A 22,326-nucleotide genomic window follows, 5' to 3' on the forward strand; every position below is an offset into this window, starting at 1 on the left:
AGCCGCCCGCAATGTCCCAGACCGTCTCCGACTTCATCATTCAGCGCCTGCACCAATGGGGCGTGCGCCACATCTTTGGCTATCCGGGCGACGGCATCAACGGCGTGTTCGGTGCGATGAACCGGGCCGACGGCAAGATCGGCTTCGTGCAGGCGCGGCACGAGGAAATGGCGGCATTCATGGCAACCGCCTACGCAAAATTCTCAGGTCAGCTCGGCGTCTGCATTGCGACCTCCGGTCCCGGCGCCTCGCATCTCGTCACCGGGCTGTACGATGCGCTGCTCGATCACCAGCCGGTGCTGGCGATCGTCGGCCAGCAGTCGCGCAACGCCCTCGGCGGTCAATATCAGCAGGAACTCGACCTCCTCTCGATGTTCAAGGACGTCGCGGGCGCCTACGTCATGCAGGCTTCCTCGCCCGCGCAGGTGCGGCACCTGATTGATCGGTCGGTGCGGATCGCGCTGGCGCGGCGGACTCCCACCGTCATCATCTTGCCCAACGACTTGCAGGAGGAGGCTTACGAGGACCCGCCCCGCGCCCACGGCACGCTGCACTCGGGCGTTGGATACAGCGCGCCTAAAGTCATCCCTCGTGATGCCGATCTCGACCGCGCCGCGGAGATCCTCAATGCCGGCAAAAAGGTCGCAATGCTCGTCGGCGCCGGAGCGCTCGGCGCCACCGACGACGTCATCGCGGTCGCCGACCGGCTGTCGGCCGGCTGCGCCAAGGCGCTGCTCGGCAAGGCCGCGCTGCCCGACGACCTGCCATGGGTCACCGGCTCGATCGGCCTGCTCGGCACCGAGCCCAGCTACAACATGATGATGGAATGCGACACGCTGCTGATGGTGGGCTCGGCCTTTCCTTACGCCGAATTCCTGCCGAAGGAAGGCAGCGCGCGCGGCGTCCAGATCGACATCGACGCCGGCATGATGTCGATCCGCTTTCCCATGGAGGTCGGCCTCATCGGAGATGCCGCCGAGACGCTGCGCGCATTGCTGCCGCGGCTGAAGCCCAAGAGCGACGGCGCCTGGCGCCAGGGCATTCAGGACGACGTTGCGACCTGGTGGAAGACTTTGGATGGCCGCGCGCATCAGCCCGCCGCGCCAGTCAATCCGCAGCTCGTCGCCTGGGAATTGTCGCCGCGCCTGCCCGACCGCGCCATCATCACCAGCGATTCCGGCTCATGCGCCAACTGGTTCGCCCGCGACCTGAAGATGCGGCGCGGCATGACAGCCTCGCTCTCCGGCGGGCTCGCCTCGATGGGCGCTGCGGTGCCTTACGCGCTCGCGGCCAAATACGCCCAGCCCGACCGCCCCGTGATTGCACTCGTCGGCGATGGCGCCATGCAGATGAACAACATGGCCGAGCTGATCACCGCTGCGAAGTATTGGCGCGACTGGAAGGACCCGCGTTTCATCGTCTGCGTCTTCAACAACGAGGACCTCAACCAGGTCACCTGGGAGCAACGCATCATCAACGGTGATCCCAAGTTCGAAGCGTCACAGCGCATTCCCGACGTCTCCTATTCGCGCTTCGCCGAACTGATCGGCCTGCGCGGCATCTTCGTCGACAGCCCACAGCTGCTCGGCTCGGCCTGGGAACAGGCGCTAACAAGCGAGATGCCCGTCGTGCTGGAAGTGAAAACCGATCCCGAGGTGCCGCCGCTGCCGCCGCACATCACCTTGCAGCAGGCGAAGAACTTCTCGCTCACCCTGATGAAGGGCGACCCGAACGAGAGCGGGATGATCAAGGGAGCAGCGCGGCAGGTGCTGGAATCGATCCTGCCAGGAAAGCAATGAGGCGAGCCATGAGTGATTTCCGCGACATCCGGCACGGCGTCAACGATCCGGTCGACGGTCTCGACGTCAAGCGCCGGATCAGTGACAACCCCACCTCCCACGAGCAGGCGCAGCACCACGCGGACGTACGGGCCGACGCGACCGCCACGGCGGCCGAACCGTTCCTGCCCGAACGGCTTCGACGCAAGCCGACAGATCCCATCAATCCGCGCACCGGACGGAATCGCGCGGATTAGCCGTTAGGAACCTCGGCCCCGGCGGCGTGTTGGTCGCCGCGCGTGCCGGCAAGCGGCCACGCGACCTTTTCGGAAGGATTTGACCATGAAACGCACAATCATCGCTCTTGCCTGCATGATTCTCGCAGGCCCTGCCCTCGCCCAGTCGCTGGGCGAAAAGACCGGCGTGAATTCGGCGCTCGGCGTTGCACCTGCGACCGCGGACTTCGTGACGCAGGTCGCGATCAGCGACATGTTCGAGATCGAATCGAGCAAGCTCGCCCAGCAGAAGGGCAACGCGGAAGAGAAAGCCTTCGCACAGCAGATGATCACCGATCACACCAAGACGAGCAACGAGCTCAAGGGACTGGTCGGCAATGGCAAGGTGCAGGCCAAGCTGCCGACGGCGCTCGACAGCTCGCATCAGAGCAAGATCGACAAGCTCAAGAATGCGAGCGGCAAGGATTTCAGCTCGGACTACAATTCCTATCAGGTCAGCGCGCATGAAGATGCCGTGTCGCTGTTCGAGCGCTACGCCAAGGGCGGCGACAATGCCGAGCTCAAGGATTGGGCCGGCAAGACGCTCCCGGCGTTGAAGCACCACCTCGAGATGGCCAAGAACCTCGGCCGGGCGCCGAGCGTCGGCCAATCCAGCAAGTAACGCATTGCTGAAAGGACGCCGGCCCTCCGGCGTCCTTCCTGACGCGCGATGAGAACGTCATCGCGCTGCCGCTGGGCGGTGCCTGCCGGTTGAGCCAGGAACCTTCTTTGTTTCCAGGCTTTACAAAACTGTCATGGAGGAACAGTCGCCGACGGACCGATGGCCCTTGTAACAGTCAAACCCACCCGGATCGACACGGCGGTCGCCAACGAGATCGCGCACAATACCAACTCGGGGCTCGAGCATGCCGCCCAGGCCATGACCTGGGGCGCCGACGAGCATGTCCTGGTTGCGCTCGCGGCAGCAGGATGGCTCTACACCCGCTTCCGGCACCCGCAGCAGCGCCCCGTTGCTGATCATGTCCTGATCGTGTCGCTGGCGACGGCCGTGTTACCGCATGTCTTGAAATCCGTGTTCGATCAGACGAGGCCCGACCGGCTGACGGTGAGCGGCCATGGGCGCGGTGTTCCCTTTTCGGGACGCGCGCACGATGCATTTCCCTCAGGTCACGCCGTGCATATGGGCGCCCTTGCCTCGGCCGCAGGCCTGTTGCCGCCGGCCCCGCGCAACCTGGCGCGCTCCTTTGCGGTAGCGCTGTCCCTGACGCGCGTCGCGCTGCTCGCGCACTGGGCCAGCGATGTCGTGGCAGGTTTCATGCTGGGCCTCGTTGTCGAGCGCCTGTTCCGGCCGTTCACGATGGCGAAGTCACGGCAGCGGCAGCGCAAGGGCTCGGGGGGACAGCCATGACTGAATATCTCGTGCGCTTCGTCGCCGGCGGCCTGATCGTATCCGTCTTCGCGATCCTCGGTGACATGCTGCGGCCGAAGAGCTTTGCCGGGCTGCTCGGCGCCGCACCGTCGGTGGCGCTTGCCACCCTCGCCATCGCAGTGGTCCAGCACGGCCCGCAATATGCTGCGGCCCAGAGCTGGACGATGATCTATGGCGCCGTCGCGCTCGCCTGCTACAGCGTCGTCGTCTGCCACCTCCTGATGAGGTTCCGTTTCGGCGCGCTTCCAGCAACGATCCTCGCCTTTGCCGCATGGCTTGTTGTCGCCTTCGGCCTGCTCGCCGGCCTGGGAGGTGCCGCCTGATGCTGGTGAAGCTATCGACATCGGCGCTGAAACAGACGCGGTGGTACGAGTACGCCATTCGCTTCGTGCTCGGCGGCGGTGCGACGGTGCTCGCGGGCGTTATCGGTTCGAAGTTCGGCCTGTCCGTCGGCGGGCTCTTTCTTGCTCTTCCGGCCATCTTCTGCGCCAGCGCGACGCTGATCGAAAGCCACGAGCGTCACGCCAAGGAGAAGGCCGGCCTGAGCGGGCGGCGTCGCGGACAGAAGGCCGCGGCGCTCGATGCTGCCGGCGCCGCGCTCGGCAGCATCGGCCTCGCCGCGTTCGCCGCTATCTTCCACTTGATCGTCGGGGCAAGCGTCGCGCTCGCTTTTTTCGCCGCGCTGACGGTCTGGGCCATCGTCTCCGTGTCGGCCTGGTGGCTCAGACGCAAGCTTCGCAGTGTCTCCCACAAATCGCGCCGATCAGGCCATTCGCCGTCGGCAACGGGCTCTCGCTTCGCAAAGCCTTAAAGCGCGATGAGATTTGGATGAATCGTCATCGCGCTTTAGATTGTTGTTTACGCATGATCTTTGCGGAAAACCGCTTCACACTTTTCCGGATCATGCCCTAGCTCGCTTTCGCTCCCGTCGAAGGCTGCGATTGCGGCGGCTGGAGGCCCGGGCTGTTGGCCCAGCGCTCGACCTCATCAATGATCTTCTGCTGGCTTGGCCGCACCGGCTCGGGCGCTGCGGGTTCTTCGGAAAGCTTGCGAGGTAACCTGACTTCGTCCGTCATGGTTTCTCTCCCTTCCGGGAACAATGCCTTACGGCGGCATGCGTTTCAATAAATTATTGATTTCATTTGATTTCCTACTCACTTGCGGACTTCGTCGGCTTTCGCGGAACTCTCATCAAGCTGGTTCGTTGAGTAAGCTACTCAACCTACTCAATTTGCGTGATCGCCATGAACGACCTTCGCGCCGAGCGCCTTCAGGTCATGCTCTCGCCGGAAGAGTTGGCCGCCATTGACGATTTCCGGTTCAAGCACCGCATGCCGACGCGGGCGGCAGCAGTCCGCGAACTCCTGAAGTTCGGACTGGCCGCTGTGGGCGTCGATGCCGCTGCCGGCGTGAAGTCAAGCAGCTTCGGCGTATTCGGCCGCGGGCCTGAAGGACATACTCAGGGGGATCCGGAGAGCGGCGCCGAATGACGCACGGAAAGCCCCTCCAAAAGCAAACGACCCCGGCACGGTGGGTGCCAGGGCCGTCCTTGGAGATTGCTTCCGGCGCACCGGGGGCATGACTGCCGGAAGCAATCCGTCGACTCTTCCCGCGGAAATTCGTTCCTGGTGAGAGCTAGCCCGTGGCGTCGCTCGAGCCGTCCGGCATTGCGCCGGAACCCGGCGTCTTGGTGTTGTCGTTCAGCTTGGGATCGCGCGTCGCTTCACGCGAGGGCGAGCCTTTCGGATCCGTCTTGTGCACGGATTGTGCGCGTTCCTTGTCGCGGGGCTGCTCCTCCCCACGCTTGTCCTTGACGATGCCTTGGTCGGAATGGGCCATGATGCGCTCTCGCTTCTGCTGATGTGTCGGAGCGCTTACGCATTGCGGCGTCGAATGTTCCGCTGCCGCAATCAGCTGCGCACGGCATGGACGGCAGATGCGCTCTCGAGATGCACCTGTCGCACCGTTGTCACCGTCGCGAACGCGACGGACACGCCAAAGGCGAGAATGAGGGAGAGAAGAGCCAGACGTGGAGCCATCGCCAAACCTCCTTCTGCAATTGGAAATCTCCGCGATCGACGTTCCCGGATGATCCCAAATCAGTTGTGCACCTTCCGTGAGCGGTCTCACATGCAGATTTTTGAAGACGAGCTCACCCGTTCCGCTTTGGAGCTGCATGGACGGGAACGGGCGAAATTTCGCCGTCGAGCCAATCCTGCTCGTTGGCGAGTGCCGTCCAGGCGTCGGCCATGCGCGAATAGCGCTTATGGGCGGGCTGTCCGTCAGCGCGCTCGGCAAGCTGAAGACAATTGTCGGCGTTGTCTCTGAAGACGTCAGACTGTTTCATCTAGAGGACGTGGGGACGGAACTCTTGCGCCGCAACCCGCTTACCGGATCGTAATGGTCGGGGAACTTTCGCATGCGGTTCGTCATTGAAGATCGATGCGAGTTGTCGCCGCAATCATTCTGGCATTGATCAGCGCCTCGGCGCTTGCCGACAGCCTTGGCGAACGAAAGCCCGGCGCACGGGCGCCCTCCGCGATCGAGGTGATCAGCGGTGCCTACAATTTCAGCCGGTTTCAACAGGGGCTGCTCGAGAACACCGACCTCAAGGGCAACGCCGAGGTCAAGAACCTCGCCGCCCTGCGCGCCGAGGAAGCGGCTAAGCGCGACAAGAGGCTGAAAGAGGTCCAGCAGGCGATCGGCGCCGAACTGCAGCTCGGCAGGGCAACATCCTCGAGCGCGAACCTCGTCGAGCCCGAAATGTCGGATGGTCCGGCCTATGTCAGAAGCTTCTATGCCGCGCAGATTCCCGAGTATGAGTCGATCATCAGCCTGCTCGAACGCTATCTGACGGCACCCGACAATGCGGCGCTCGCAGCGTTCGCGCGCGAACAACTGCCGCTGCTGCGCGCGCAGGTCAGGGACGCCGAGCGCACCATGGCGGACAAATAACCTCTACTTGTCGCTCGGACGTTGCTGGCTCTGCGGCCGCACGGTGCGGTCGCTCTCCGGCATCTTGTCGCGACCCGCATCGCCGTTGTCGTCCTTGCCGCCGGACGAGGACGTGCCGCTTCCGCTTGGATTCGAGCGGGTGGCCGCTCCGGTGGTCGGCGTGTCCGCCTGCGGGTTGGCGGAGCTTGCGGCGGGGTCGCCCGTCACGGAGCCGCGCCCACTTGGCGCACCGCCCTGCGCCAGAGCCGACCCCGCGGCAAGCGCCGTGATGGCGATGGCGACAGTTGCTGCCTTCATGTCCGTTCTCCCTGTCTGCGCTGGCTAACCGTCGGGCTCGGCGCTCCGTTCCGAAGGAGGGCTGCGGACGACGGACGCGTGGACGACCCGCCCCCGCGGCCTTTTGCCCTGAGGGCTATGGAACCAATCCGGCCGATCGTCGTTAGCTTGGTTGGGCTGAGCAAGGCGGGTTCCATTTCCTGGCGTCATACGTTGGCGCTTGATTTCGAATTTGGCTGACGCTCTTATTTCGTCGAACGCGTCTTGCCTCAGATTCGGCCGACGCTGCGGGGGAAACAGTATGAGCGACCTCGATTCCGGAACTGCATCACGCTCCGGTCGTCGCGTCCCAAAGCCAAAAATCAACGGTACGTCCGAGCCGGATTCCCGAGCGGAGCTGCTGCTCGCCCTCCAGGCGATGCGCAGCGGTGACTTTTCGGTGCGCATGAGCGGCGACTATCTCGGTATCGACGGCAAGATCGCCGACACTTTTAACGAAATTATCGCCGCCAACCAGCGCATGGCGCAGCAGCTCGAGCTGGTGGGCCAGGTGGTGGGACGCGAAGGCAAGACCCGCCAGCGCGTGAAGTTCGGCCTCGCCTCCGGCTCCTGGGCCGACATGGAAGGCTCCGTCAACACGCTGATCGACGACCTGTTGTGGCCGACCCGCGAGGTGACGCGTGCGGTCGCCGCTGTGGCGCAAGGCGACCTGCTTCAGACCGTCAAGCTCGACGTCGATGGCCGTCCGCTCCGCGGCGAGTTCTTGCAGTCGGCGACGATCGTCAACACCATGATCAAGCAGCTCGGCGTGTTCACCTCGGAGGTGACGCGCGTGGCGCGCGAGGTCGGCACCGAAGGCAAGCTCGGCGGCCAGGCCCAGGTGCCGGAGGTGACCGGCGTCTGGAAGGACCTCACCGAGAGCGTCAACTCGATGGCGAACAACCTGACCAACCAGGTTCGCAACATCGCCGAGGTGACGATCGCGGTCGCCAACGGCGACCTCTCCAAGAAGATCACGGTCGACGTCCGCGGCGAGATCCTCCAGCTCAAGGAAGCCATCAATACGATGGTGGACCAGCTGCGCTCCTTCGCCTCCGAAGTGACGCGCGTGGCGCGCGAGGTCGGCACCGACGGCAAGCTCGGCGGCCAGGCCATCGTGCCCGGCGTCGCCGGCACCTGGAAGGACCTGACCGACTCCGTCAACGCGATGTGCGGCAACCTGACCGCACAGGTCCGCAACATCGCCAACGTCACCACCGCCGTGGCGCGCGGCGACCTCTCGCGCAAGATCACCGTGGACGTGCGCGGCGAGATCCTGGAGCTGAAGGACACCATCAACACCATGGTGGACCAGCTCAACTCGTTCGCCTCGGAAGTCACGCGCGTCGCGCGCGAGGTGGGCACCGAGGGCAAGCTCGGCGGCCAGGCCCAGGTGCCGGGCGTCGCCGGCACCTGGAAGGACCTCACCGACAACGTCAACTTCATGGCCTCCAACCTGACCGCGCAGGTCCGCAACATCGCCGACGTCGCGACCGCCATCGCGAGCGGTGACTTGTCGAAGAAGATCACGGTGAACGTCTCGGGCGAGATCCTTCAGCTGAAGGAAACGCTCAACACCATGGTCGACCAGCTCAACGCCTTCGCCGGCGAAGTGACGCGCGTCGCCCGCGAGGTCGGCACCGAGGGCCGGCTCGGCGGCCAGGCCAACGTGCTCGGCGTCGCCGGCACCTGGAAGGACCTCACCGAGAGCGTCAACTCGATGGCCTCGAACCTGACCGCGCAGGTCCGCAACATCGCCGAGGTGACCACCGCGGTCGCCGGCGGCGATCTCTCGAAGAAGATCACCGTGGACGTGCGCGGCGAGATCCTCGAGCTGAAGGACACCATCAACACGATGGTGGACCAGCTCAACGCCTTCGCCGGCGAAGTCACGCGCGTGGCGCGCGAGGTCGGCACCGAAGGCAAGCTCGGCGGTCAGGCGGTGGTGCGCGGCGTCGGCGGCACGTGGAAGGACCTCACCGACAGCGTCAACTCGATGGCCTCGAACCTCACGGGCCAGGTACGCAACATCGCCGAGGTCGCAACCGCGGTGGCGAAGGGCGACTTGTCCAAGAAGATCACGGTGAACGTCTCGGGCGAAATCCTTCAGCTGAAGGAAACGCTCAACACCATGGTCGACCAGCTCAACGCCTTCGCCGGCGAAGTCACGCGCGTGGCGCGCGAGGTCGGCACCGACGGCAAGCTCGGCGGCCAGGCCGACGTGCCCGGCGTCGCCGGCACCTGGAAGGACCTGACCGACTCCGTGAACTCGATGGCGGGTAACCTCACCGCGCAGGTCCGCAACATCGCGGAAGTTGCCACCGCCATCGCCGGCGGCGACCTGTCGCGCAAGATCACCGTGGACGTGCGCGGCGAGATCCTTCAGCTCAAGGACACGCTGAACACCATGGTCGACCAGCTCAACCGCTTCGCGGGCGAGGTGACGCGCGTGGCGCGCGAGGTCGGCACCGAAGGCCGCCTCGGCGGTCAGGCCAACGTGCCCGGCGTCGCCGGCACCTGGAAGGATCTCACCGACAGCGTCAACTCGATGGCGGGTAACCTCACCGCCCAGGTCCGCAACATCGCCGAGGTGACGACCGCGGTGGCGCGCGGCGACCTCTCGCGCAAGATCACCGTCGACGTGAAGGGCGAAATCCTCGAGCTGAAGAACACCATCAACACCATGGTGGACCAGCTCAACGGCTTTGCCGGCGAAGTCACGCGCGTGGCGCGCGAGGTCGGCACCGAAGGCAAGCTCGGCGGCCAGGCCGAGGTGCCCGGCGTCGCCGGCACCTGGAAGGACCTCACCGACAACGTCAACTTCATGGCCTCCAACCTGACGGCGCAGGTCCGCAACATCGCCGAGGTCGCAACCGCGATCGCCGGCGGCGACCTGTCGAAGAAGATCACGGTGGACGTACGCGGCGAGATCCTTCTCCTGAAGGACACGCTGAACACCATGGTCGAGCAGCTCCGCTCCTTCGCCGCCGAAGTCACGCGCGTGGCGCGCGAGGTCGGCACCGAGGGCCGGCTCGGCGGTCAGGCCGTGGTGCCCGGCGTCGGCGGCACCTGGAAGGATCTCACGGACAACGTCAACCTGTTGGCTGCGAACCTCACCACCCAGGTCCGCAACATCGCCGAAGTCACCACGGCGGTCGCGCGCGGCGACCTCTCGCGCAAGATCACCGTGGATGTGAAGGGCGAAATCCTGGAGCTGAAGAACACCATCAACACCATGGTGGACCAGCTCAACGCCTTCGCCGGCGAAGTGACGCGCGTCGCACGCGAGGTGGGCACGGAAGGAAAGCTGGGCGGCCAGGCCCAGGTGCCCGGCGTCGCCGGCACCTGGAAGGATCTCACCGACACCGTCAACTTCATGGCGGCGAACCTGACCGAGCAGGTGCGCGGCATCGTCAAGGTGGTGACCGCGGTCGCCAACGGCGATCTGAAGCAGAACCTCACGGTGAAGTCGAAGGGCGAGGTCGCGGCGCTCGCCGACACCATCAACAACATGACCGAGACGCTCGCGACCTTCGCCGATCAGGTGACGTCGGTGGCGCGCGAGGTCGGCGTCGAAGGCCGGCTCGGCGGCCAGGCCAACGTGCCCGGCGCTGCCGGCACCTGGAAGGATCTCACCGGCAACGTCAACCTGCTCGCGGCCAACCTGACCTCGCAGGTGCGCGCGATCGCGGAAGTCGCAACTGCGGTGACCAAGGGCGACCTGACGCGGTCGATCCAGGTCGACGCCCGCGGCGAAGTGGCGGAGCTGAAGGACAACATCAACACGATGATCACCAACCTCCGTCTCACGACGGACGTGAATACCGAGCAGGACTGGCTCAAGACCAACCTCGCCAAGTTCACCAACATGCTCCAGGGACAGCGCGATCTCACCACGGTCGGCCGATTGCTGCTCACCGAATTGTCGCCGCTGGTGAACGCCCATACGGGCGTGATCTACCAGGTCGAGAACGAGAACGATCCCCAGCTCCTGCTGCTCGCCTCCTACGCCAGCGACGGCGTCTACCCCTATCAGCCGGTGCTGCAGTTCGGCGAAGGCCTGATCGGCCAATGCGCCTTCGACAAGCGGCCGCGCGTCGTCTCCGACATTCCCTCGGACGTGGTGCCGATCAACTCGGCGCTGTTCCGCGTCGCCCCGAAGAACCTCGTCGTGCTCCCGGTCCTGTTCGAAGGCCAGGTCAAGGCCGTGATCGAGCTCGCCTCGCTGGTCTCCTTCACGACCTCGCAGATGACGTTCCTGGAGCAGCTCACCGACTCCATCGGCATCGTGCTCAATTCGATCGAAGCCACGATGCAGACCGAAGGCCTGCTCAAGCAGTCGCAGCAGCTCGCCGGCGAGCTGCAGACCCAGCAGCGCGAATTGCAGCAGACCAACGACCAGCTCGAGCAGAAGGCGCAGCAGCTCGCCGAGCGCAACGTCGAGGTCGAACGCAAGAACCAGGAAATCGAGCAGGCCCGCCGCGCGCTCGAGGAGAAGGCGACCGAGCTCGCGCTGACGTCGAAGTACAAGTCCGAATTCCTCGCCAATATGAGCCACGAGCTGCGTACGCCGCTGAACTCGATCCTGATCCTCGGACAGCAGCTCAGCGACAATCCCGATGGCAACCTCTCGGCCAAGCAGGTCGAGTTCGCCCGCACCATCCATGGTGCCGGCACCGACCTGCTCAACCTCATCAGCGACATTCTCGATCTCTCCAAGATCGAGTCCGGCACCGTGACGGTCGACGCCGAGGAAATCCTGACCGCGAACCTGCTCGAGACCGTCGGCCGGCCGTTCCGGCACGAGGCGGACAACCGCAACCTGTCGTTCAAGATCGACGTCGATCCGAACCTGCCGCGCAGCATCGTGACCGACTCCAAGCGGCTGCAACAGGTTCTGAAGAATCTGCTCTCCAACGCCTTCAAGTTCACCGCCGACGGCGAAGTGCGCCTGAAAGTCGCCGGCGCAATCGGCGGCTGGGGGTCGGATCATCCGGTGCTGAACTCGGCGCCGGCCGTGATCGCCTTCGAAGTGTCCGACACCGGCATCGGCATTCCCCTGGAGAAGCAGAAGCTGATCTTCGAGGCGTTCCAGCAGGCCGATGCCGGCACCAGCCGCAAATATGGCGGCACCGGTCTCGGCCTTGCGATCAGCCGCGAGCTTGCCAGCCTGCTCGGCGGCGAGATCCACCTGCGCAGCGCGCCGGGCAAGGGCTCGACCTTCACGCTTTATCTGCCCTTGAAATATTCCGGCCCGACCCTCGCGCCGCGGGCGCCGGCGTCACAGCAATACGGCCAGCCGCCGGCGCTGCAGCCTGCCGCGCCCGACCAGCAGCGCGTTATCGAGCAGCTGCCCGACGACCGCCTCAACCTCGAGCCCGGCGACACCATTCTCCTGATCGTCGAGGACGACCCGCATTATGCCCGCGTGCTGGTCGATCTGGCCCGCGACAAGGGCTTCAAGGTCCTGGTCGCCGCGCGCGGCGCCGAGGCCCTCGAGCTCGCCAAGCAATACCAGCCGACGGCCGTCTCGCTCGACGTGTTCCTGCCCGACATGCTCGGCTGGACCGTGCTGAGCCAGCTCAAGCACAATCCGCTCACCCGCCACATCCCGGTCCAGATCATCACGCTCGACGAGGACCGCCAGCATGCGCTGGCGCGCGGCGCCTTCTCCTTCGTCAACAAGCCGACGACGACCGAGGGCGTCTCGGCCGCGCTGACGCAGATCAAGGAATATGCGCGGCCGCGGCGCAAGCGGCTCTTGATCGTCGAGGACAACGAGGCCGAGCGGCTCTCGATCCGCGAGCTGCTGCACCACGACGACATCGAGATCCTGGCCACGGATACCGGGGCAGGCGCGCTCACGACGTTGCGCGAGCAACCCTGCGATTGCGTGGTGCTCGACCTCAGGCTGCCCGACATGAGCGGCTTCGAGGTGCTCGATCAGATCCGCAACGACGAGGCGCTGTCGAACATCCCCGTCGTGGTGTTCACCGGCCGCGAGCTCTCGGCCGAGGAGGATGCGGAACTCCACACCATGGCACGCAGCATCGTGGTCAAGGGCGTGGAATCGCCCGAGCGCCTGCTCGACGAGACCGCGTTGTTCCTGCACCGCGTGATCACGGAGTTGCCGCTCGAGAAGCAGCGCATGCTGGAGAAGCTGAACAGTTCCGACGAGGACCTGATCGGCAAGACCGCCCTGCTCGTCGACGACGATGCCCGCAATATCTTCGCGCTCTCGAGCGTGCTGGAACGACGCGGCATGAAGGTGCTGACGGCCACGACCGGCAGCGAGGCGGTGACACTGGTCGAATCCAATCCGGAGATCGCGATCGTGCTGATGGACATCATGATGCCGCAGATGGATGGCTACCAGACCATCGGCGTGATCCGCGAGAACCCGGCCTTCGCCCGTCTGCCGATCATCGCGTTGACGGCCAAGGCGATGAAGGGCGACCGGGAGAAATGCCTCGAAGCCGGCGCGTCCGACTACCTCGCCAAACCGGTCAACACCGACCAATTGCTGCTTGCGATCCGCATGTGGCTGCATCGCTGAGTTGGACACGCGCATGGACCAGGAAAAGGTCAACATCCTGCTCGTCGACGACCAGCCGGCCAAGCTGCTCGCCTATGAGGTGATCCTGAAGGATCTCGGCGAGAACCTCGTGATCGCCTCCTCGGGCCGCGAGGCGTTGGAGGTGCTGCTCAAGACCGAGATCGCGGTGATCCTGGTCGACGTCTGCATGCCCGAGCTCGACGGCTTCGAGCTCGCCGCGATGATCCGCGAGCATCCGCGTTTCCAGAAGACCGCCATGATCTTCATCTCGGCGATCCAGGTCAGCGACATCGACCGGCTGCGCGGCTACGAGATGGGCGCGGTCGATTACGTGCCGGTTCCGGTCGTGCCGGAGGTACTGCGCGCCAAGATCAAGGTGTTTGCCGAGCTCTACCGCAAGACGCGCGAGCTCGAACGGCTGAACCACGAGCTCGAGGATCGCGTCCGCGCCCGCACCGCGGAACTGGAGGCTTCCACCGCGAAGCTGCGCGAGAGCGAGCAGCGGCGCAGCATGGCGATCGCGGCAGGCAAGATGGGGTCCTGGGACTGGGACTGGATCAGCGGCGATTGGATGTGGGACGAGGGGCAATACAATATCTTCGGCGTCAGCCCCGACAATTTCGAGATCAATCCGGCCAACGTTCAGGCCCTGCTGCACCCCGACGACGTCGACCAGTTGCGCAAGGCGATCGCCGAGTTCAACAAGGGCACACGCGCCTATGAGACGGAGTTCCGCATCATCCGGCCCGACGGCGAGGTGCGCTGGTGCGTCGGCACGGCGGCCGCAACCACGGACGAGAGCGGGCGCGTGGTGCGCGTCAGCGGCGTGACCGTCGACATCACCGAGCGCAAGCGCGCCGAGGAGCGGCAGAACCTGCTGGCGCGGGAAGTCGATCATCGCGCGAAGAACGCGCTGGCGCTGGCGCAGTCGATCGTGCGCCTCACCCGGGCCGACGAGGTCAAGGCCTATGTCAACGCCGTCGAGGGGCGCATCAATGCGCTGGCGCGCGTGCACACCATCCTGTCGCTGTCGAGCTGGCAGGGCGCCGAGCTCTCCAGGCTGATCGACGAGGAGCTTGCGCCCTATTCGTTGGGTGACCAGATCAAATTGGCAGGGCCCGAAGTTCAGTTGCTGCCGGCGACGGCCCAGACGCTGGCGCTCGCACTGCACGAGCTCTTCACCAACTCGGCAAAGTACGGCGCGCTATCCACGCGAGCGGGGCGGCTCGCGATCGATTGGCAGGTCGACGAGGAGCTGCTCACGCTGAGCTGGGAGGAATCCGGCGGTCCCCTGGTCAAGACCCCGAAATCGCGCGGCTTCGGCACGCGAAGCCTGCTTGCGAGCATCGAGTCCCAGCTTGGCGGACAGGCGCAGTTCGATTGGCGCGCCGAGGGCCTGCTGTGCCGTCTTGAGGTGCCGTTGACACGCAAGACCGCGGCGGCTGCACCAAGCAAGTTCGACACCGCCGGCGCTGCCGAATTGCAACGCGCATCCGGTTAACCTGACGCTGCGCTGCTCATGCGCTGCGCCGTGCGTGGTTCGCGCGCGACGCGCCCTTCGAGCCAAGCTTCCGTTCGGGCGAGATCGCGCAGCGCCCTCGCGTAGCGGCGGGCCGCGCTTCGCTCCGCGCCAAGCGGAAGCTTGCGCGCCTTGCGCAGGATGTCCGCGGCCGCGTTGCGATAGGCCAGCGAGCGGTAAAGAAAGACGACCTTACCCATATCGATGTTCCCGTTTTGCTGGCGCCCATCTTGGCAAGCCCGGCATGAACGCCGGATGAAACGGGCGGTAACAATTCCTTCAGCGGAACGGAACCCGGCGATCACATGCGCGTTGGCGTGGCAGTTCGGGATGCCGTCCCATGCGCACCAAGAAGTCGTCTGAGCTGATCTCTGCCAGCGGCCTTATCAAGCTGATGACGCATGCAATGATGGGCGCAGCGCTCGGCCTCATTTTCAGCCTCACGCTCGTCCTGTCCAATCCAGCCGTCGCCAACCTGCTGAACAATGGCGGAAGCCAGGCCGCGATGGTCTTCGCCCTCACCTTGGTGACGACCTTCGCGATCGGCGCGACGCTCACCGGCGCCGTGTTCATCCTGGCCGAGGACAAGCAAACTTGAAGCGTGGGTGACGCACGGAAGATACTTCGCCGGGAACTCCCTGCCGCGACGCGCGGTTTGTGCCTGCGTCAATTTAACTCAGGGAGTTTCCCCGCATGAAGACGACCAAGCTCGCTCTCGCCGTAATATTGGCAACCGGCCTTGCCGCCGCGCCGTTTGCCGCCCAGGCCAAATCGCACAAGACTAAGCATGGATCCTCGATGTCGTCGGCACAGACCACCGGCGCCAACACCAAGTCCTCCAAGGGCGCTGATCCGTCCGGCCAAGGCGGCGCCGGTCCCGGCTCTGATCAGGGCGGCACCATGACCAACAAGGGCGGCATGACCGACACCAAATAGGCGCTCCCTGGAATCATGAAGGGCTCCGCATTGCGGAGCCCTTTGTCTTCTATCTTTGGTTCGGCACTCGGCCTTCAGTATACGGCGCCAAGGATCTCAGCGGCGCTCGGCTGCGCGCGCGGAGTTGCCGCCTGTCTTCACGGCACGAAGCCGCACCCGGTCGCGGACGTTCGGCAGTACGTCGCTGCCGCCGGCAGCCTTCCATTCGGCGATCAAGAGATTGATCTTCCGGCGCAAGTCCATCTGCGCCAGGGCTCTCTCCGTGCAGTCGTGATCGCGCTTGACGAGGTCGCGCACCGACGCCTCGACGTCGGCCATCTCAAGCCTCAAGGCTCTGATTTTACGTCGAATTTCATTAATTCTGTTGTCCATGCCTTGTTAGAACAAAATAAGAACATATAGTCAAGTCACGATTTCAGGACGGAGACGCCAGATGCAGGTTCAAGGTAAATACGACGCCAGATTTTTCCTGGGCGAGCAGATGACGCGGGCGCAGGGTCTCAAGCTGAAGCGGCTCAGCGAAGAGGCCTACCAGCCCGGCCAATATGCGCGGGATCTGTCCTTCAGCGAGGCCGCCCGGCGCATCCAGGTGCTGGAAGCGGAGATCGAGCTGGCAAACTCCTTCTAGAGCATCGCATCGCGCTTTAGGCATGCGCCGTTCCACGCTCCCGGAACCATGGCTGTGCAGAATGGTTCTCCCCGCCGAGGGAGAATATGCATGGCACGCAAGGCAAAAAAGCGCCGCTACTCACGCAGCTCGGGAAGCGATGTCGCCACCGAGATGCGGCGTTACAAGAAGGGCACCGCGAAGAGCGGCCGTGGCGGGCGCGGCGGCCGCGTCAAGAACCGCAAGCAGGCCATCGCGATCGGACTGTCGAAGGCACGCAAGAAGGGCAAGAAGGTCCCGAAGAAGGCTTCGAAGCGCAAGAGCGCCAAGAAGACGTCCAAGAAAGCATCCAAGAAAACGTCCGCGACGTCGTCCAAGAAATCGTCGAACAAGAAATCATCGAAGCGCAAATCCAAGCGGTCGCGCTGACCCGCCTCAGATCATGCTCCCCGGCATGAAGCAGCGGATCGAAATCCCGAACGCAGTCTTGACCGGCCACACCATCGTGCGGCCGGCCCGGTTGGGCTCGGTGATGACGGCCTCATCCGGCACATCGATCCACTGTCCGTCGATGCGGACACGGTAGCGCCCGTTGTGCGACTCCCAGTCGAGATCGGCAAGGGCGAAACCGTCCGCGTCCGAGCAGCACGGACCGAGATGGCTGCGCAAACTGTCGAACCATGGCTTCAGAGGAGAATTCGCGTAGCGGCCGTCGTCGCGCCCGAGCGCGTTTCCTCCCGAGAGCACCAATGGCGCCACGAGCAGCGCACTCCTGAGCGAGAGCTTCAATCGATCCATGTCGGCACCGATCACTTGTGAACCACCGGCGAGTTCCACAAAGCGCCGGGAGGCTCGAAGTTCCACGCCTGCAACCCCTCTCAGCGGCGACGTTGGCGCAGAGGACCGAGGCGCCCTGCGAGTGTGATCAGCGAACACGGCTTTTTCGGACGCACCAGGTCATCATCCCTGCCGTTAACGAGAATGTGACCGGCCTGGTGCGGACGTGACGTGTGTGCAAAAGGCGGCCCGAAGGCCGCCTTCCTGGATTGGTAAGGGTCGAGTTGACGTTATGCGAGTGGCACCGCAACGAAGCGGGTGGCCTCCGCGCTTCTGACCTGAAGCAGCACGCTGCGCTTGCCCGACGATTTGGCCTGCGCCAGCTCGGAGCGCACCTCGCCGACATTGCTGACAGCCTTGCCGCCGACATTGAGGATGACGTCGCCGGTCCGGATGCCGCGTTGCGCGGCCGGGCCTTGCGGATCAACCTCGGTGACGACGACGCCGTTCTGGCCTGCGCCTTGGACGTCACCGGCGGGCGCCAGGCTGAGGCCGAGGCGCGGCGTGCCGACACCCGGCTGTCCGCTGCCCTCGTCGGCATTGCCACTGCCATTGCCCTTGGCCTGCCGCTCGTTCGGCAACTCGCCGAGCGCCAGCGTCACCGTCTTGCTGTCGCCCTTGCGGAAGACATCGAGCTTCACGGACGTGCCCGGCGTCAAGCCGGCGATGGTGCGGGCGAGGTCGCGGGAGTCCTTGATCGTGGTGCCGTTGACGGCGGTGATGACATCGCCCGCCTGGATGCCGGCCTTCGCCGCCGGGCTGCCATCCTGCGGATTGTCGACGATCGCGCCGCGCGCCTCCTTGAGCCCGAGGCTGTCGGCGATATCCGACGTCACCGGCTGCACCTGCACGCCGAGCCAGCCCCGGGTGACCGCGCCCTTGTCCTTCAATTGCGCGACGACGAGCTTGGCGGTCGAAGCCGGGATATCGAAGCCGATGCCGACCGAGCCGCCCGAGGGCGAGAAGATCGCAGTGTTCACGCCGATCACGTTGCCGTTCATGTCGAAGGCCGGGCCGCCGGAATTACCCTTGTTGATCGGCGCGTCGATCTGGATGAAGTCGTCATAGGGACCGTTGCCGATGTCGCGGCCACTGGCCGAGACGATGCCGGCGGTCACGGTGCCGCCAAGACCGAAGGGATTGCCGACCGCGACCACCCAGTCGCCAATGCGCGGCTTCTGGTCGGAGAACTTGACGAACGGAAAGTCCTTCTTGCCGTCGACCTTGATCAGCGCGAGATCTGTCTTCGGATCGGTGCCGACCACTTTCGCGGTGTAGGTCGTGCCGTCGTCCATCGTCACCTGCACGGACTCGGCGCGATCGACGACGTGATTGTTGGTCACGGCATAGCCGTCGGCGGAGATGAAAAAGCCGGAGCCTTCGCCCGTGATCATCTGGTGGCGCTGGCGCGGCATGCCGTTCGCGCCGCCCGGAAAGCGGAAACCGAACTGTCGCGAGAACTGGTCGAACGGCGTGTCCTCGTCCGAATCCATCCGGTTCTGCTGCAGCATCGCGCTCTTGTCGTTGTCCTGATCGATTTTGACCCGCACCGAGATCACAGCGGGTTTGACCCTGCTGACGAGATCGCCGAAGCCGGGCGGCGTCGCGGCGGCTTCGGCCGCCTGAGCCGGCGCAATCAAGGAGTTGATGCCGTACGGCGAGGCGCCTGGCGCAATGGCCAGGGCGGCCACGCCCAGCGCGGCCACGGTGCCGAGCAGCGCGAGCCGCCGCGGCCGCAAGATCTTGCGAGACGTGGTGATGTCGGAATTGACGCGATCGTTCATGTCGAAATGTCCATGTTGAGCAGGTGTCGCCTTGCCCGCAACATGGTCGCTGCCACCTTACGGCGTCCCGTCCGTCCGATTAAATCTCGGCAAAGAATGGATGAGCGGTCGCAGCAGGCAATCCGGACGTTTGATACAGCTCAACGCGCCGCCTTCGCGCAGTGAAAAACTGCGACCATCGGATGATGCTCAGCGGAGGCGCGCCATGTACAAAGACATTCTCGTCCACATTCCCACCGAACGTCCCATGCGTCCCGCGATCGAGGGCTCGGTCTCGCTCGCGGCGAAGCTCAACGCGCATCTCGACGCGGTCGCGGTCGGCTATGTCGCCACCAGTACGGCTTACGTCATGGAAGGCGGCGCGGCGGTGGCGGCCGTTTTCGAGCTGGAGCGCGAGCGCGCCGTGGAGCGGGCCGAGGCGGCGCTCGCGGTATTCAAGAGCGAGGCGGCGAACGCCGGCATCGCCTATACCTGCCACGCACTCGGCGCGATCCCGGCAGATGCCGCCGGCTCGCTCGGCGAGATGGCACGGCTGCACGACCTCAGCGTCCTGCTCCAGCCCGATCCGGCGCAAGGCTCGTTCGACAACGACATGCCGAGCGAGATCCTGTTCCGCGCGGGCGGCCCGGTGCTGTTCCTGCCCTACACCTTCCGGGGAGCCTTCAAGGCGAAGCGGATCGGCATCTGCTGGGACGGCAGTCGCGTTGCCGCCCGCGCTATGCGCGACGCAGCTCCGTTCCTGGCGCGCGCCGAAGAGATCGTGATCATCACCGTCAACGAGACCGACGACGTCTGCGGCGAAGCTTCAGCGAGCGGCTTGGCCAGACATCTCGGCCGGCGCGGATTGTCCACCCGCACGGTCAGCCTGACCGCCACGCGCGCCGACATTCAGCCGATCATTCTGTCGCTGGCGGCCGACGAGAGTCTCGATCTTCTGGTGATGGGCGGCTACGGCCATTCACGGTTGCAGGAACGCTTTCTCGGGGGCGTCACCCGCGCCATGCTGGAAGCCATGACGGTCCCGACGCTGATGTCGCATTGACGCGCCGGCCTGGCGCCGTCACGCCGCGACGGGAGCTTCCCATGTCGTGGGCGCGGCGGCGTCCTTGTCGCGGTGCACATTGCACGCGTCGAAGTGCGCCTTGAGCTCGATTTCGGCAAGATGTTCGAAATGTTCGGCCTGGCCGAGGAGTTCCCAGTTCTGGAGCGGCCGGTAGGCCGCCTGCTGACGGCAGAGGGACGCCAGCGCCCGGTAGCGACGTACGTTCTCCATGAGACCCTCCCTCGCGTTCACCGGCTTATTGCCCTGATTTGCGTCAGGCCGATGGCGTTTATGCAAAACATTTGCTGCGCGCTCAACGCGCCTGAACCAAGTTAATTTTCGAGAAGTGCCGGTAAGGATTTTAGTTCCAAACGTCCGCTCGGAACTCTGTGCCTAGTGCTAGGCGTAGAGGCGGCGCTCCACGGCGACGCCCACCAGGTCGAGATAACGCTCGATCAAGTCGGGACGGCCGACGAGATAGCCTTGCATCTCCTCGCAGGCCTCGCGGGCCAAGAAGGCACGTTGGGCTTCCGTCTCCACCCCCTCGGCAATGACCGGGATCTTCAGCGCGTGCGCCAGGCTCAGGACGGCGCGGACAATCTCGGCCGATTGCGGCGTCGCCTCCAGGTTGGAGATGAAACTGCGGTCGATCTTGATCTTGTCGAACGGGAACGACTGCAGATAGGACAGCGAGGAATAGCCGGTGCCGAAATCATCCATGGCGATGCGGATGCCGAGCGCCTTCAGCCGCCGCAGCAGGTTGAGCGCGCGGGTGAAATCGCCGATCAGCACGCCCTCGGTGATCTCGACCTCGAGCCGCGTCGGCGTCAGCCCCGTCTCCAACAGGATCTGGTGGATCGAGCGCTCGAGATCGCCCGCCTGGAATTGGACCGGCGACAGATTGACCGCGACCTGCAACGGCCGCGGCCAGGATGCCGCCTCGCGGCACGCCTCGCGCAGCACCCATTCACCGATCTCGACGATCAGCCCGTTCTCCTCGGCGAGCGGAATGAACTGGTCCGGCGGCACGAAGCCCCGCGTCGGGTGATTCCATCGCAGCAGCGCCTCGAAGCCGATGACCTCGCCATCCACCCGCGCCTGCGGCTGGAAATAGACGAGGAGCTGGTTCTGCTCCAGCGCCTGCCGCAGGTCGTGCTGCAACAGCCTGCGATCGCGCAGCTCCTGGTCCATCTCGGATTCGAAGCAGCGGACCCGGCTCCTGCCCTCGCGCTTGGCGCGGTAGAGAGCCGAGTCGGCATTGGCGAGCAGCGTCGCCGCGTTCACGCCATCGTCGGGATAGAACGCGATGCCGACGCTGAGGCCCACGTGGGAGAGATAGTCGTCGACCTCGAGCTCCTTGCCGATCGTCTCGACCAGGCGTTCGGCCAGCGCCAGAACGTCCTCACGGCTGGCGTTGTCGGGCATCAGGATCATGAACTCGTCGCCGCCGATCCGGGCGACGAAGGCGCCTTCGGCTTCCGCGGCAAGCCGGTCGGCGGCCGCCCGCATCAGCATGTCGCCGACGGGGTGACCGAACACGTCGTTGACCTCCTTGAAGCGGTCGAGATCGAGGCTCAGCACAGCGAAACTGGTCGATGCCTCCTGCGCCCGCTCCAGCCGTTCGTCGAGCGCCGCGTTGAAGGCGCTGCGGTTCGGCAGGTCCGTGAGCGCATCATGATGCGCAAGATGGCTGATCCGCTGCCGGGTGGTGACACGCTCCGTGACATCCTCGATCACGCCGACCAGATATTGCGGATCCCCGTTGCCATCCGTGATCAGCATCTTGCGTGAATTGACGACCCGGTCGCGGCCCTTGACGCCGACTTCGAGCAGATGCTCCTCCAGAACCATCGGCATGCCGCTGGCCGCGACGCGTCTATCCTGCTCGTTGACCACGCGGGCCACGTCAGCCGGGAAGATCTGCTCGGGCGTTCGGCCCAGCATCTGTTCGCGCGGCATGCCGTAATAGTCTTCTCCGGCGCGGTTGAGCAGGATGTAGCGCGAACTCTCCGCACATTTCGCGAAGACGGCGATCGGAATGTTTTCGATGATTGTGTCGAGGAACTCGCGGGTCCGCAGCAGATCCTGCTCGACCTCGTCGCGCGTTTGCGCGCGTACTTCGATCATCCGCTGACGCTCGCGATCACCGGCCTCGTAAGCCGCGCTGACGAACTTGCCCAGCTTGACGAGATCGACCTGTCCGGTGGCATCGGTGGCGCAGCGGAGCTGCTCGGCGAACAGGCGATGCATGCTCATGCCATCACTTTGCGCCGCGTGCGGGCTTCATGCCGCAGTTTCCGTCGTTACGCATCCGCGCTCTCATAGCGTCCCT

26 protein-coding genes are annotated in these 22,326 nt (G+C 64.9%); 15 read left to right on the plus strand and 11 right to left on the minus strand.

The window, feature by feature from the left end; translation table 11 throughout:
* The first annotated feature begins 11 nt into the window (after positions 1–11).
* From I6F31_RS02125 to I6F31_RS02150, 6 genes are all read left to right on the plus strand, one after another.
* Positions 12–1,799, plus strand: coding sequence for a thiamine pyrophosphate-requiring protein (locus I6F31_RS02125; RefSeq protein ID WP_225184610.1), 1,788 nt, complete (start codon positions 12–14; stop codon positions 1,797–1,799).
* An 8-nt stretch (positions 1,800–1,807) separates the two neighbouring features.
* Positions 1,808–2,035 (plus strand): hypothetical protein, encoded by a 228-nt coding sequence (locus tag I6F31_RS02130; RefSeq protein ID WP_036003954.1) that lies wholly within the window; start codon positions 1,808–1,810, stop codon positions 2,033–2,035.
* Between the two features lie 85 nt (positions 2,036–2,120).
* Positions 2,121–2,675 carry a DUF4142 domain-containing protein gene (locus I6F31_RS02135; protein ID WP_036003951.1) on the plus strand — a complete coding sequence of 185 codons (555 nt, stop codon included), beginning with the start codon at positions 2,121–2,123 and terminating at the stop codon, positions 2,673–2,675.
* Between the two features lie 159 nt (positions 2,676–2,834).
* The gene (locus tag I6F31_RS02140) at positions 2,835–3,422 is read left to right on the plus strand and encodes a phosphatase PAP2 family protein (RefSeq protein WP_225136463.1); all 588 of its coding nucleotides are present in this window, start codon (positions 2,835–2,837) and stop codon (positions 3,420–3,422) included.
* Positions 3,419–3,766, plus strand: a complete 348-nt coding sequence (locus I6F31_RS02145) for a DUF3147 family protein (protein ID WP_036030998.1) — start codon at positions 3,419–3,421, stop codon at positions 3,764–3,766. Before I6F31_RS02140 ends, I6F31_RS02145 begins: the two co-directional genes overlap by 4 nt.
* Positions 3,766–4,254, plus strand: a complete 489-nt coding sequence (locus I6F31_RS02150; protein WP_225184611.1) for a DUF3147 family protein — start codon at positions 3,766–3,768, stop codon at positions 4,252–4,254. The genes I6F31_RS02145 and I6F31_RS02150 overlap by 1 nt, the downstream gene beginning before the upstream one ends.
* 97 nt (positions 4,255–4,351) lie before the next feature.
* On the opposite strand, the gene I6F31_RS02155 is transcribed toward I6F31_RS02150, so the two are convergent.
* Positions 4,352–4,519 carry a hypothetical protein gene (locus I6F31_RS02155; protein WP_167361644.1) on the minus strand — a complete coding sequence of 56 codons (168 nt, stop codon included), beginning with the start codon at positions 4,517–4,519 and terminating at the stop codon, positions 4,352–4,354.
* Positions 4,520–4,687: 168 nt separating this feature from the next.
* Here I6F31_RS02155 and I6F31_RS02160 point away from each other — a divergent pair, with 168 nt between their 5' ends.
* Positions 4,688–4,933, plus strand: a complete 246-nt coding sequence (locus I6F31_RS02160; protein WP_036003940.1) for a hypothetical protein — start codon at positions 4,688–4,690, stop codon at positions 4,931–4,933.
* Positions 4,934–5,078: 145 nt separating this feature from the next.
* On the opposite strand, the gene I6F31_RS02165 is transcribed toward I6F31_RS02160, so the two are convergent.
* From I6F31_RS02165 to I6F31_RS02170, 3 genes are all read right to left on the minus strand, one after another.
* Positions 5,079–5,282, minus strand: a complete 204-nt coding sequence (locus I6F31_RS02165; RefSeq protein WP_225184612.1) for a hypothetical protein — start codon at positions 5,280–5,282, stop codon at positions 5,079–5,081.
* A gap of 71 nt (positions 5,283–5,353) precedes the next feature.
* The gene (locus I6F31_RS36435; protein ID WP_271542554.1) at positions 5,354–5,482 is read right to left on the minus strand and encodes a hypothetical protein; all 129 of its coding nucleotides are present in this window, start codon (positions 5,480–5,482) and stop codon (positions 5,354–5,356) included.
* Positions 5,483–5,595: 113 nt separating this feature from the next.
* Entirely contained in the window at positions 5,596–5,790 is a 195-nt protein-coding gene (locus I6F31_RS02170) for a hypothetical protein (RefSeq protein WP_074447527.1), read from the minus strand.
* A gap of 95 nt (positions 5,791–5,885) precedes the next feature.
* Between I6F31_RS02170 and I6F31_RS02175 the strand changes: the two genes are divergently transcribed.
* Complete coding sequence (locus I6F31_RS02175; protein ID WP_225184613.1) at positions 5,886–6,398, plus strand: DUF4142 domain-containing protein; 513 nt, start codon at positions 5,886–5,888, stop codon at positions 6,396–6,398.
* Positions 6,399–6,401: 3 nt separating this feature from the next.
* Here I6F31_RS02175 and I6F31_RS02180 read toward each other — a convergent pair whose 3' ends face one another.
* A complete protein-coding gene (locus I6F31_RS02180; protein WP_057026877.1) occupies positions 6,402–6,695 on the minus strand; it encodes a hypothetical protein in 294 nt (97 codons plus the stop codon).
* A gap of 280 nt (positions 6,696–6,975) precedes the next feature.
* On the opposite strand from I6F31_RS02180, the gene I6F31_RS02185 reads away from it, so the two are divergent.
* Positions 6,976–13,269 (plus strand): HAMP domain-containing protein, encoded by a 6,294-nt coding sequence (locus I6F31_RS02185; protein WP_225127578.1) that lies wholly within the window; start codon positions 6,976–6,978, stop codon positions 13,267–13,269.
* 13 nt (positions 13,270–13,282) lie between these two features.
* Positions 13,283–14,770, plus strand: coding sequence for an HWE histidine kinase domain-containing protein (locus I6F31_RS02190; protein ID WP_036003924.1), 1,488 nt, complete (start codon positions 13,283–13,285; stop codon positions 14,768–14,770).
* Here the strand turns inward: I6F31_RS02190 and I6F31_RS02195 are convergent.
* Positions 14,767–14,988, minus strand: coding sequence for a hypothetical protein (locus tag I6F31_RS02195; protein ID WP_036029983.1), 222 nt, complete (start codon positions 14,986–14,988; stop codon positions 14,767–14,769). The two genes, I6F31_RS02190 and I6F31_RS02195, sit on opposite strands and share 4 nt — an antisense overlap.
* Positions 14,989–15,128: 140 nt before the next feature.
* Between I6F31_RS02195 and I6F31_RS02200 the strand changes: the two genes are divergently transcribed.
* Together I6F31_RS02200 and I6F31_RS02205 are read left to right on the plus strand one after the other, a co-directional pair.
* On the plus strand, positions 15,129–15,386 hold the full coding sequence (locus tag I6F31_RS02200) for a hypothetical protein (protein ID WP_036029986.1): 258 nt from the start codon (positions 15,129–15,131) through the stop codon (positions 15,384–15,386).
* A gap of 95 nt (positions 15,387–15,481) precedes the next feature.
* Positions 15,482–15,724 (plus strand): hypothetical protein, encoded by a 243-nt coding sequence (locus I6F31_RS02205; RefSeq protein WP_036003915.1) that lies wholly within the window; start codon positions 15,482–15,484, stop codon positions 15,722–15,724.
* Positions 15,725–15,820: 96 nt separating this feature from the next.
* Here I6F31_RS02205 and I6F31_RS02210 read toward each other — a convergent pair whose 3' ends face one another.
* Entirely contained in the window at positions 15,821–16,042 is a 222-nt protein-coding gene (locus tag I6F31_RS02210) for a hypothetical protein (protein ID WP_225143559.1), read from the minus strand.
* 115 nt (positions 16,043–16,157) lie between these two features.
* Here I6F31_RS02210 and I6F31_RS02215 point away from each other — a divergent pair, with 115 nt between their 5' ends.
* Positions 16,158–16,352, plus strand: coding sequence for a DUF3072 domain-containing protein (locus I6F31_RS02215; RefSeq protein WP_057026883.1), 195 nt, complete (start codon positions 16,158–16,160; stop codon positions 16,350–16,352).
* 90 nt (positions 16,353–16,442) lie between these two features.
* Positions 16,443–16,760: a DUF6496 domain-containing protein gene (locus tag I6F31_RS02220; protein ID WP_225143557.1), complete on the plus strand. Its 318-nt coding sequence runs from the start codon at positions 16,443–16,445 to the stop codon at positions 16,758–16,760.
* A 6-nt stretch (positions 16,761–16,766) separates the two neighbouring features.
* Here I6F31_RS02220 and I6F31_RS02225 read toward each other — a convergent pair whose 3' ends face one another.
* The gene (locus I6F31_RS02225; protein WP_036003965.1) at positions 16,767–17,129 is read right to left on the minus strand and encodes a hypothetical protein; all 363 of its coding nucleotides are present in this window, start codon (positions 17,127–17,129) and stop codon (positions 16,767–16,769) included.
* A gap of 269 nt (positions 17,130–17,398) precedes the next feature.
* A complete protein-coding gene (locus tag I6F31_RS02230; protein WP_225184614.1) occupies positions 17,399–18,952 on the minus strand; it encodes a Do family serine endopeptidase in 1,554 nt (517 codons plus the stop codon).
* A gap of 205 nt (positions 18,953–19,157) precedes the next feature.
* Here I6F31_RS02230 and I6F31_RS02235 point away from each other — a divergent pair, with 205 nt between their 5' ends.
* Positions 19,158–19,994 (plus strand): universal stress protein, encoded by an 837-nt coding sequence (locus I6F31_RS02235; protein WP_036003894.1) that lies wholly within the window; start codon positions 19,158–19,160, stop codon positions 19,992–19,994.
* 18 nt (positions 19,995–20,012) lie between these two features.
* Here I6F31_RS02235 and I6F31_RS02240 read toward each other — a convergent pair whose 3' ends face one another.
* Together I6F31_RS02240 and I6F31_RS02245 are read right to left on the minus strand one after the other, a co-directional pair.
* Positions 20,013–20,225, minus strand: coding sequence for a hypothetical protein (locus tag I6F31_RS02240; RefSeq protein WP_036003891.1), 213 nt, complete (start codon positions 20,223–20,225; stop codon positions 20,013–20,015).
* Positions 20,226–20,393: 168 nt separating this feature from the next.
* Positions 20,394–22,250, minus strand: a complete 1,857-nt coding sequence (locus I6F31_RS02245) for an EAL domain-containing protein (protein ID WP_036003887.1) — start codon at positions 22,248–22,250, stop codon at positions 20,394–20,396.
* Positions 22,251–22,326 lie beyond the last annotated feature (76 nt).

It is taken from the genome of Bradyrhizobium sp. NBAIM01, from assembly GCF_020194115.1.
In the GTDB taxonomy this organism is placed as follows: Bacteria; Pseudomonadota; Alphaproteobacteria; order Rhizobiales; family Xanthobacteraceae; genus Bradyrhizobium; species Bradyrhizobium yuanmingense.

Bases quoted from the DNA above. Each gene is read 5' to 3' on its own strand.
- I6F31_RS02125 (WP_225184610.1), top strand. From the start codon at position 12: ATGTCCCAGACCGTCTCCGACTTCATCATTCAGCGCCTGCACCAATGG.
- I6F31_RS02130 (WP_036003954.1), top strand. From the start codon at position 1,808: ATGAGTGATTTCCGCGACATCCGGCACGGCGTCAACGATCCGGTCGAC.
- I6F31_RS02135 (WP_036003951.1), top strand. From the start codon at position 2,121: ATGAAACGCACAATCATCGCTCTTGCCTGCATGATTCTCGCAGGCCCT.
- I6F31_RS02140 (WP_225136463.1), top strand. From the start codon at position 2,835: ATGGCCCTTGTAACAGTCAAACCCACCCGGATCGACACGGCGGTCGCC.
- I6F31_RS02145 (WP_036030998.1), top strand. From the start codon at position 3,419: ATGACTGAATATCTCGTGCGCTTCGTCGCCGGCGGCCTGATCGTATCC.
- I6F31_RS02150 (WP_225184611.1), top strand. From the start codon at position 3,766: ATGCTGGTGAAGCTATCGACATCGGCGCTGAAACAGACGCGGTGGTAC.
- I6F31_RS02155 (WP_167361644.1), bottom strand. From the start codon at position 4,519: ATGACGGACGAAGTCAGGTTACCTCGCAAGCTTTCCGAAGAACCCGCA.
- I6F31_RS02160 (WP_036003940.1), top strand. From the start codon at position 4,688: ATGAACGACCTTCGCGCCGAGCGCCTTCAGGTCATGCTCTCGCCGGAA.
- I6F31_RS02165 (WP_225184612.1), bottom strand. From the start codon at position 5,282: ATGGCCCATTCCGACCAAGGCATCGTCAAGGACAAGCGTGGGGAGGAG.
- I6F31_RS36435 (WP_271542554.1), bottom strand. From the start codon at position 5,482: ATGGCTCCACGTCTGGCTCTTCTCTCCCTCATTCTCGCCTTTGGCGTG.
- I6F31_RS02170 (WP_074447527.1), bottom strand. From the start codon at position 5,790: ATGAAACAGTCTGACGTCTTCAGAGACAACGCCGACAATTGTCTTCAG.
- I6F31_RS02175 (WP_225184613.1), top strand. From the start codon at position 5,886: ATGCGAGTTGTCGCCGCAATCATTCTGGCATTGATCAGCGCCTCGGCG.
- I6F31_RS02180 (WP_057026877.1), bottom strand. From the start codon at position 6,695: ATGAAGGCAGCAACTGTCGCCATCGCCATCACGGCGCTTGCCGCGGGG.
- I6F31_RS02185 (WP_225127578.1), top strand. From the start codon at position 6,976: ATGAGCGACCTCGATTCCGGAACTGCATCACGCTCCGGTCGTCGCGTC.
- I6F31_RS02190 (WP_036003924.1), top strand. From the start codon at position 13,283: ATGGACCAGGAAAAGGTCAACATCCTGCTCGTCGACGACCAGCCGGCC.
- I6F31_RS02195 (WP_036029983.1), bottom strand. From the start codon at position 14,988: ATGGGTAAGGTCGTCTTTCTTTACCGCTCGCTGGCCTATCGCAACGCG.
- I6F31_RS02200 (WP_036029986.1), top strand. From the start codon at position 15,129: ATGCGCACCAAGAAGTCGTCTGAGCTGATCTCTGCCAGCGGCCTTATC.
- I6F31_RS02205 (WP_036003915.1), top strand. From the start codon at position 15,482: ATGAAGACGACCAAGCTCGCTCTCGCCGTAATATTGGCAACCGGCCTT.
- I6F31_RS02210 (WP_225143559.1), bottom strand. From the start codon at position 16,042: ATGGCCGACGTCGAGGCGTCGGTGCGCGACCTCGTCAAGCGCGATCAC.
- I6F31_RS02215 (WP_057026883.1), top strand. From the start codon at position 16,158: ATGCAGGTTCAAGGTAAATACGACGCCAGATTTTTCCTGGGCGAGCAG.
- I6F31_RS02220 (WP_225143557.1), top strand. From the start codon at position 16,443: ATGGCACGCAAGGCAAAAAAGCGCCGCTACTCACGCAGCTCGGGAAGC.
- I6F31_RS02225 (WP_036003965.1), bottom strand. From the start codon at position 17,129: ATGGATCGATTGAAGCTCTCGCTCAGGAGTGCGCTGCTCGTGGCGCCA.
- I6F31_RS02230 (WP_225184614.1), bottom strand. From the start codon at position 18,952: ATGAACGATCGCGTCAATTCCGACATCACCACGTCTCGCAAGATCTTG.
- I6F31_RS02235 (WP_036003894.1), top strand. From the start codon at position 19,158: ATGTACAAAGACATTCTCGTCCACATTCCCACCGAACGTCCCATGCGT.
- I6F31_RS02240 (WP_036003891.1), bottom strand. From the start codon at position 20,225: ATGGAGAACGTACGTCGCTACCGGGCGCTGGCGTCCCTCTGCCGTCAG.
- I6F31_RS02245 (WP_036003887.1), bottom strand. From the start codon at position 22,250: ATGAGCATGCATCGCCTGTTCGCCGAGCAGCTCCGCTGCGCCACCGAT.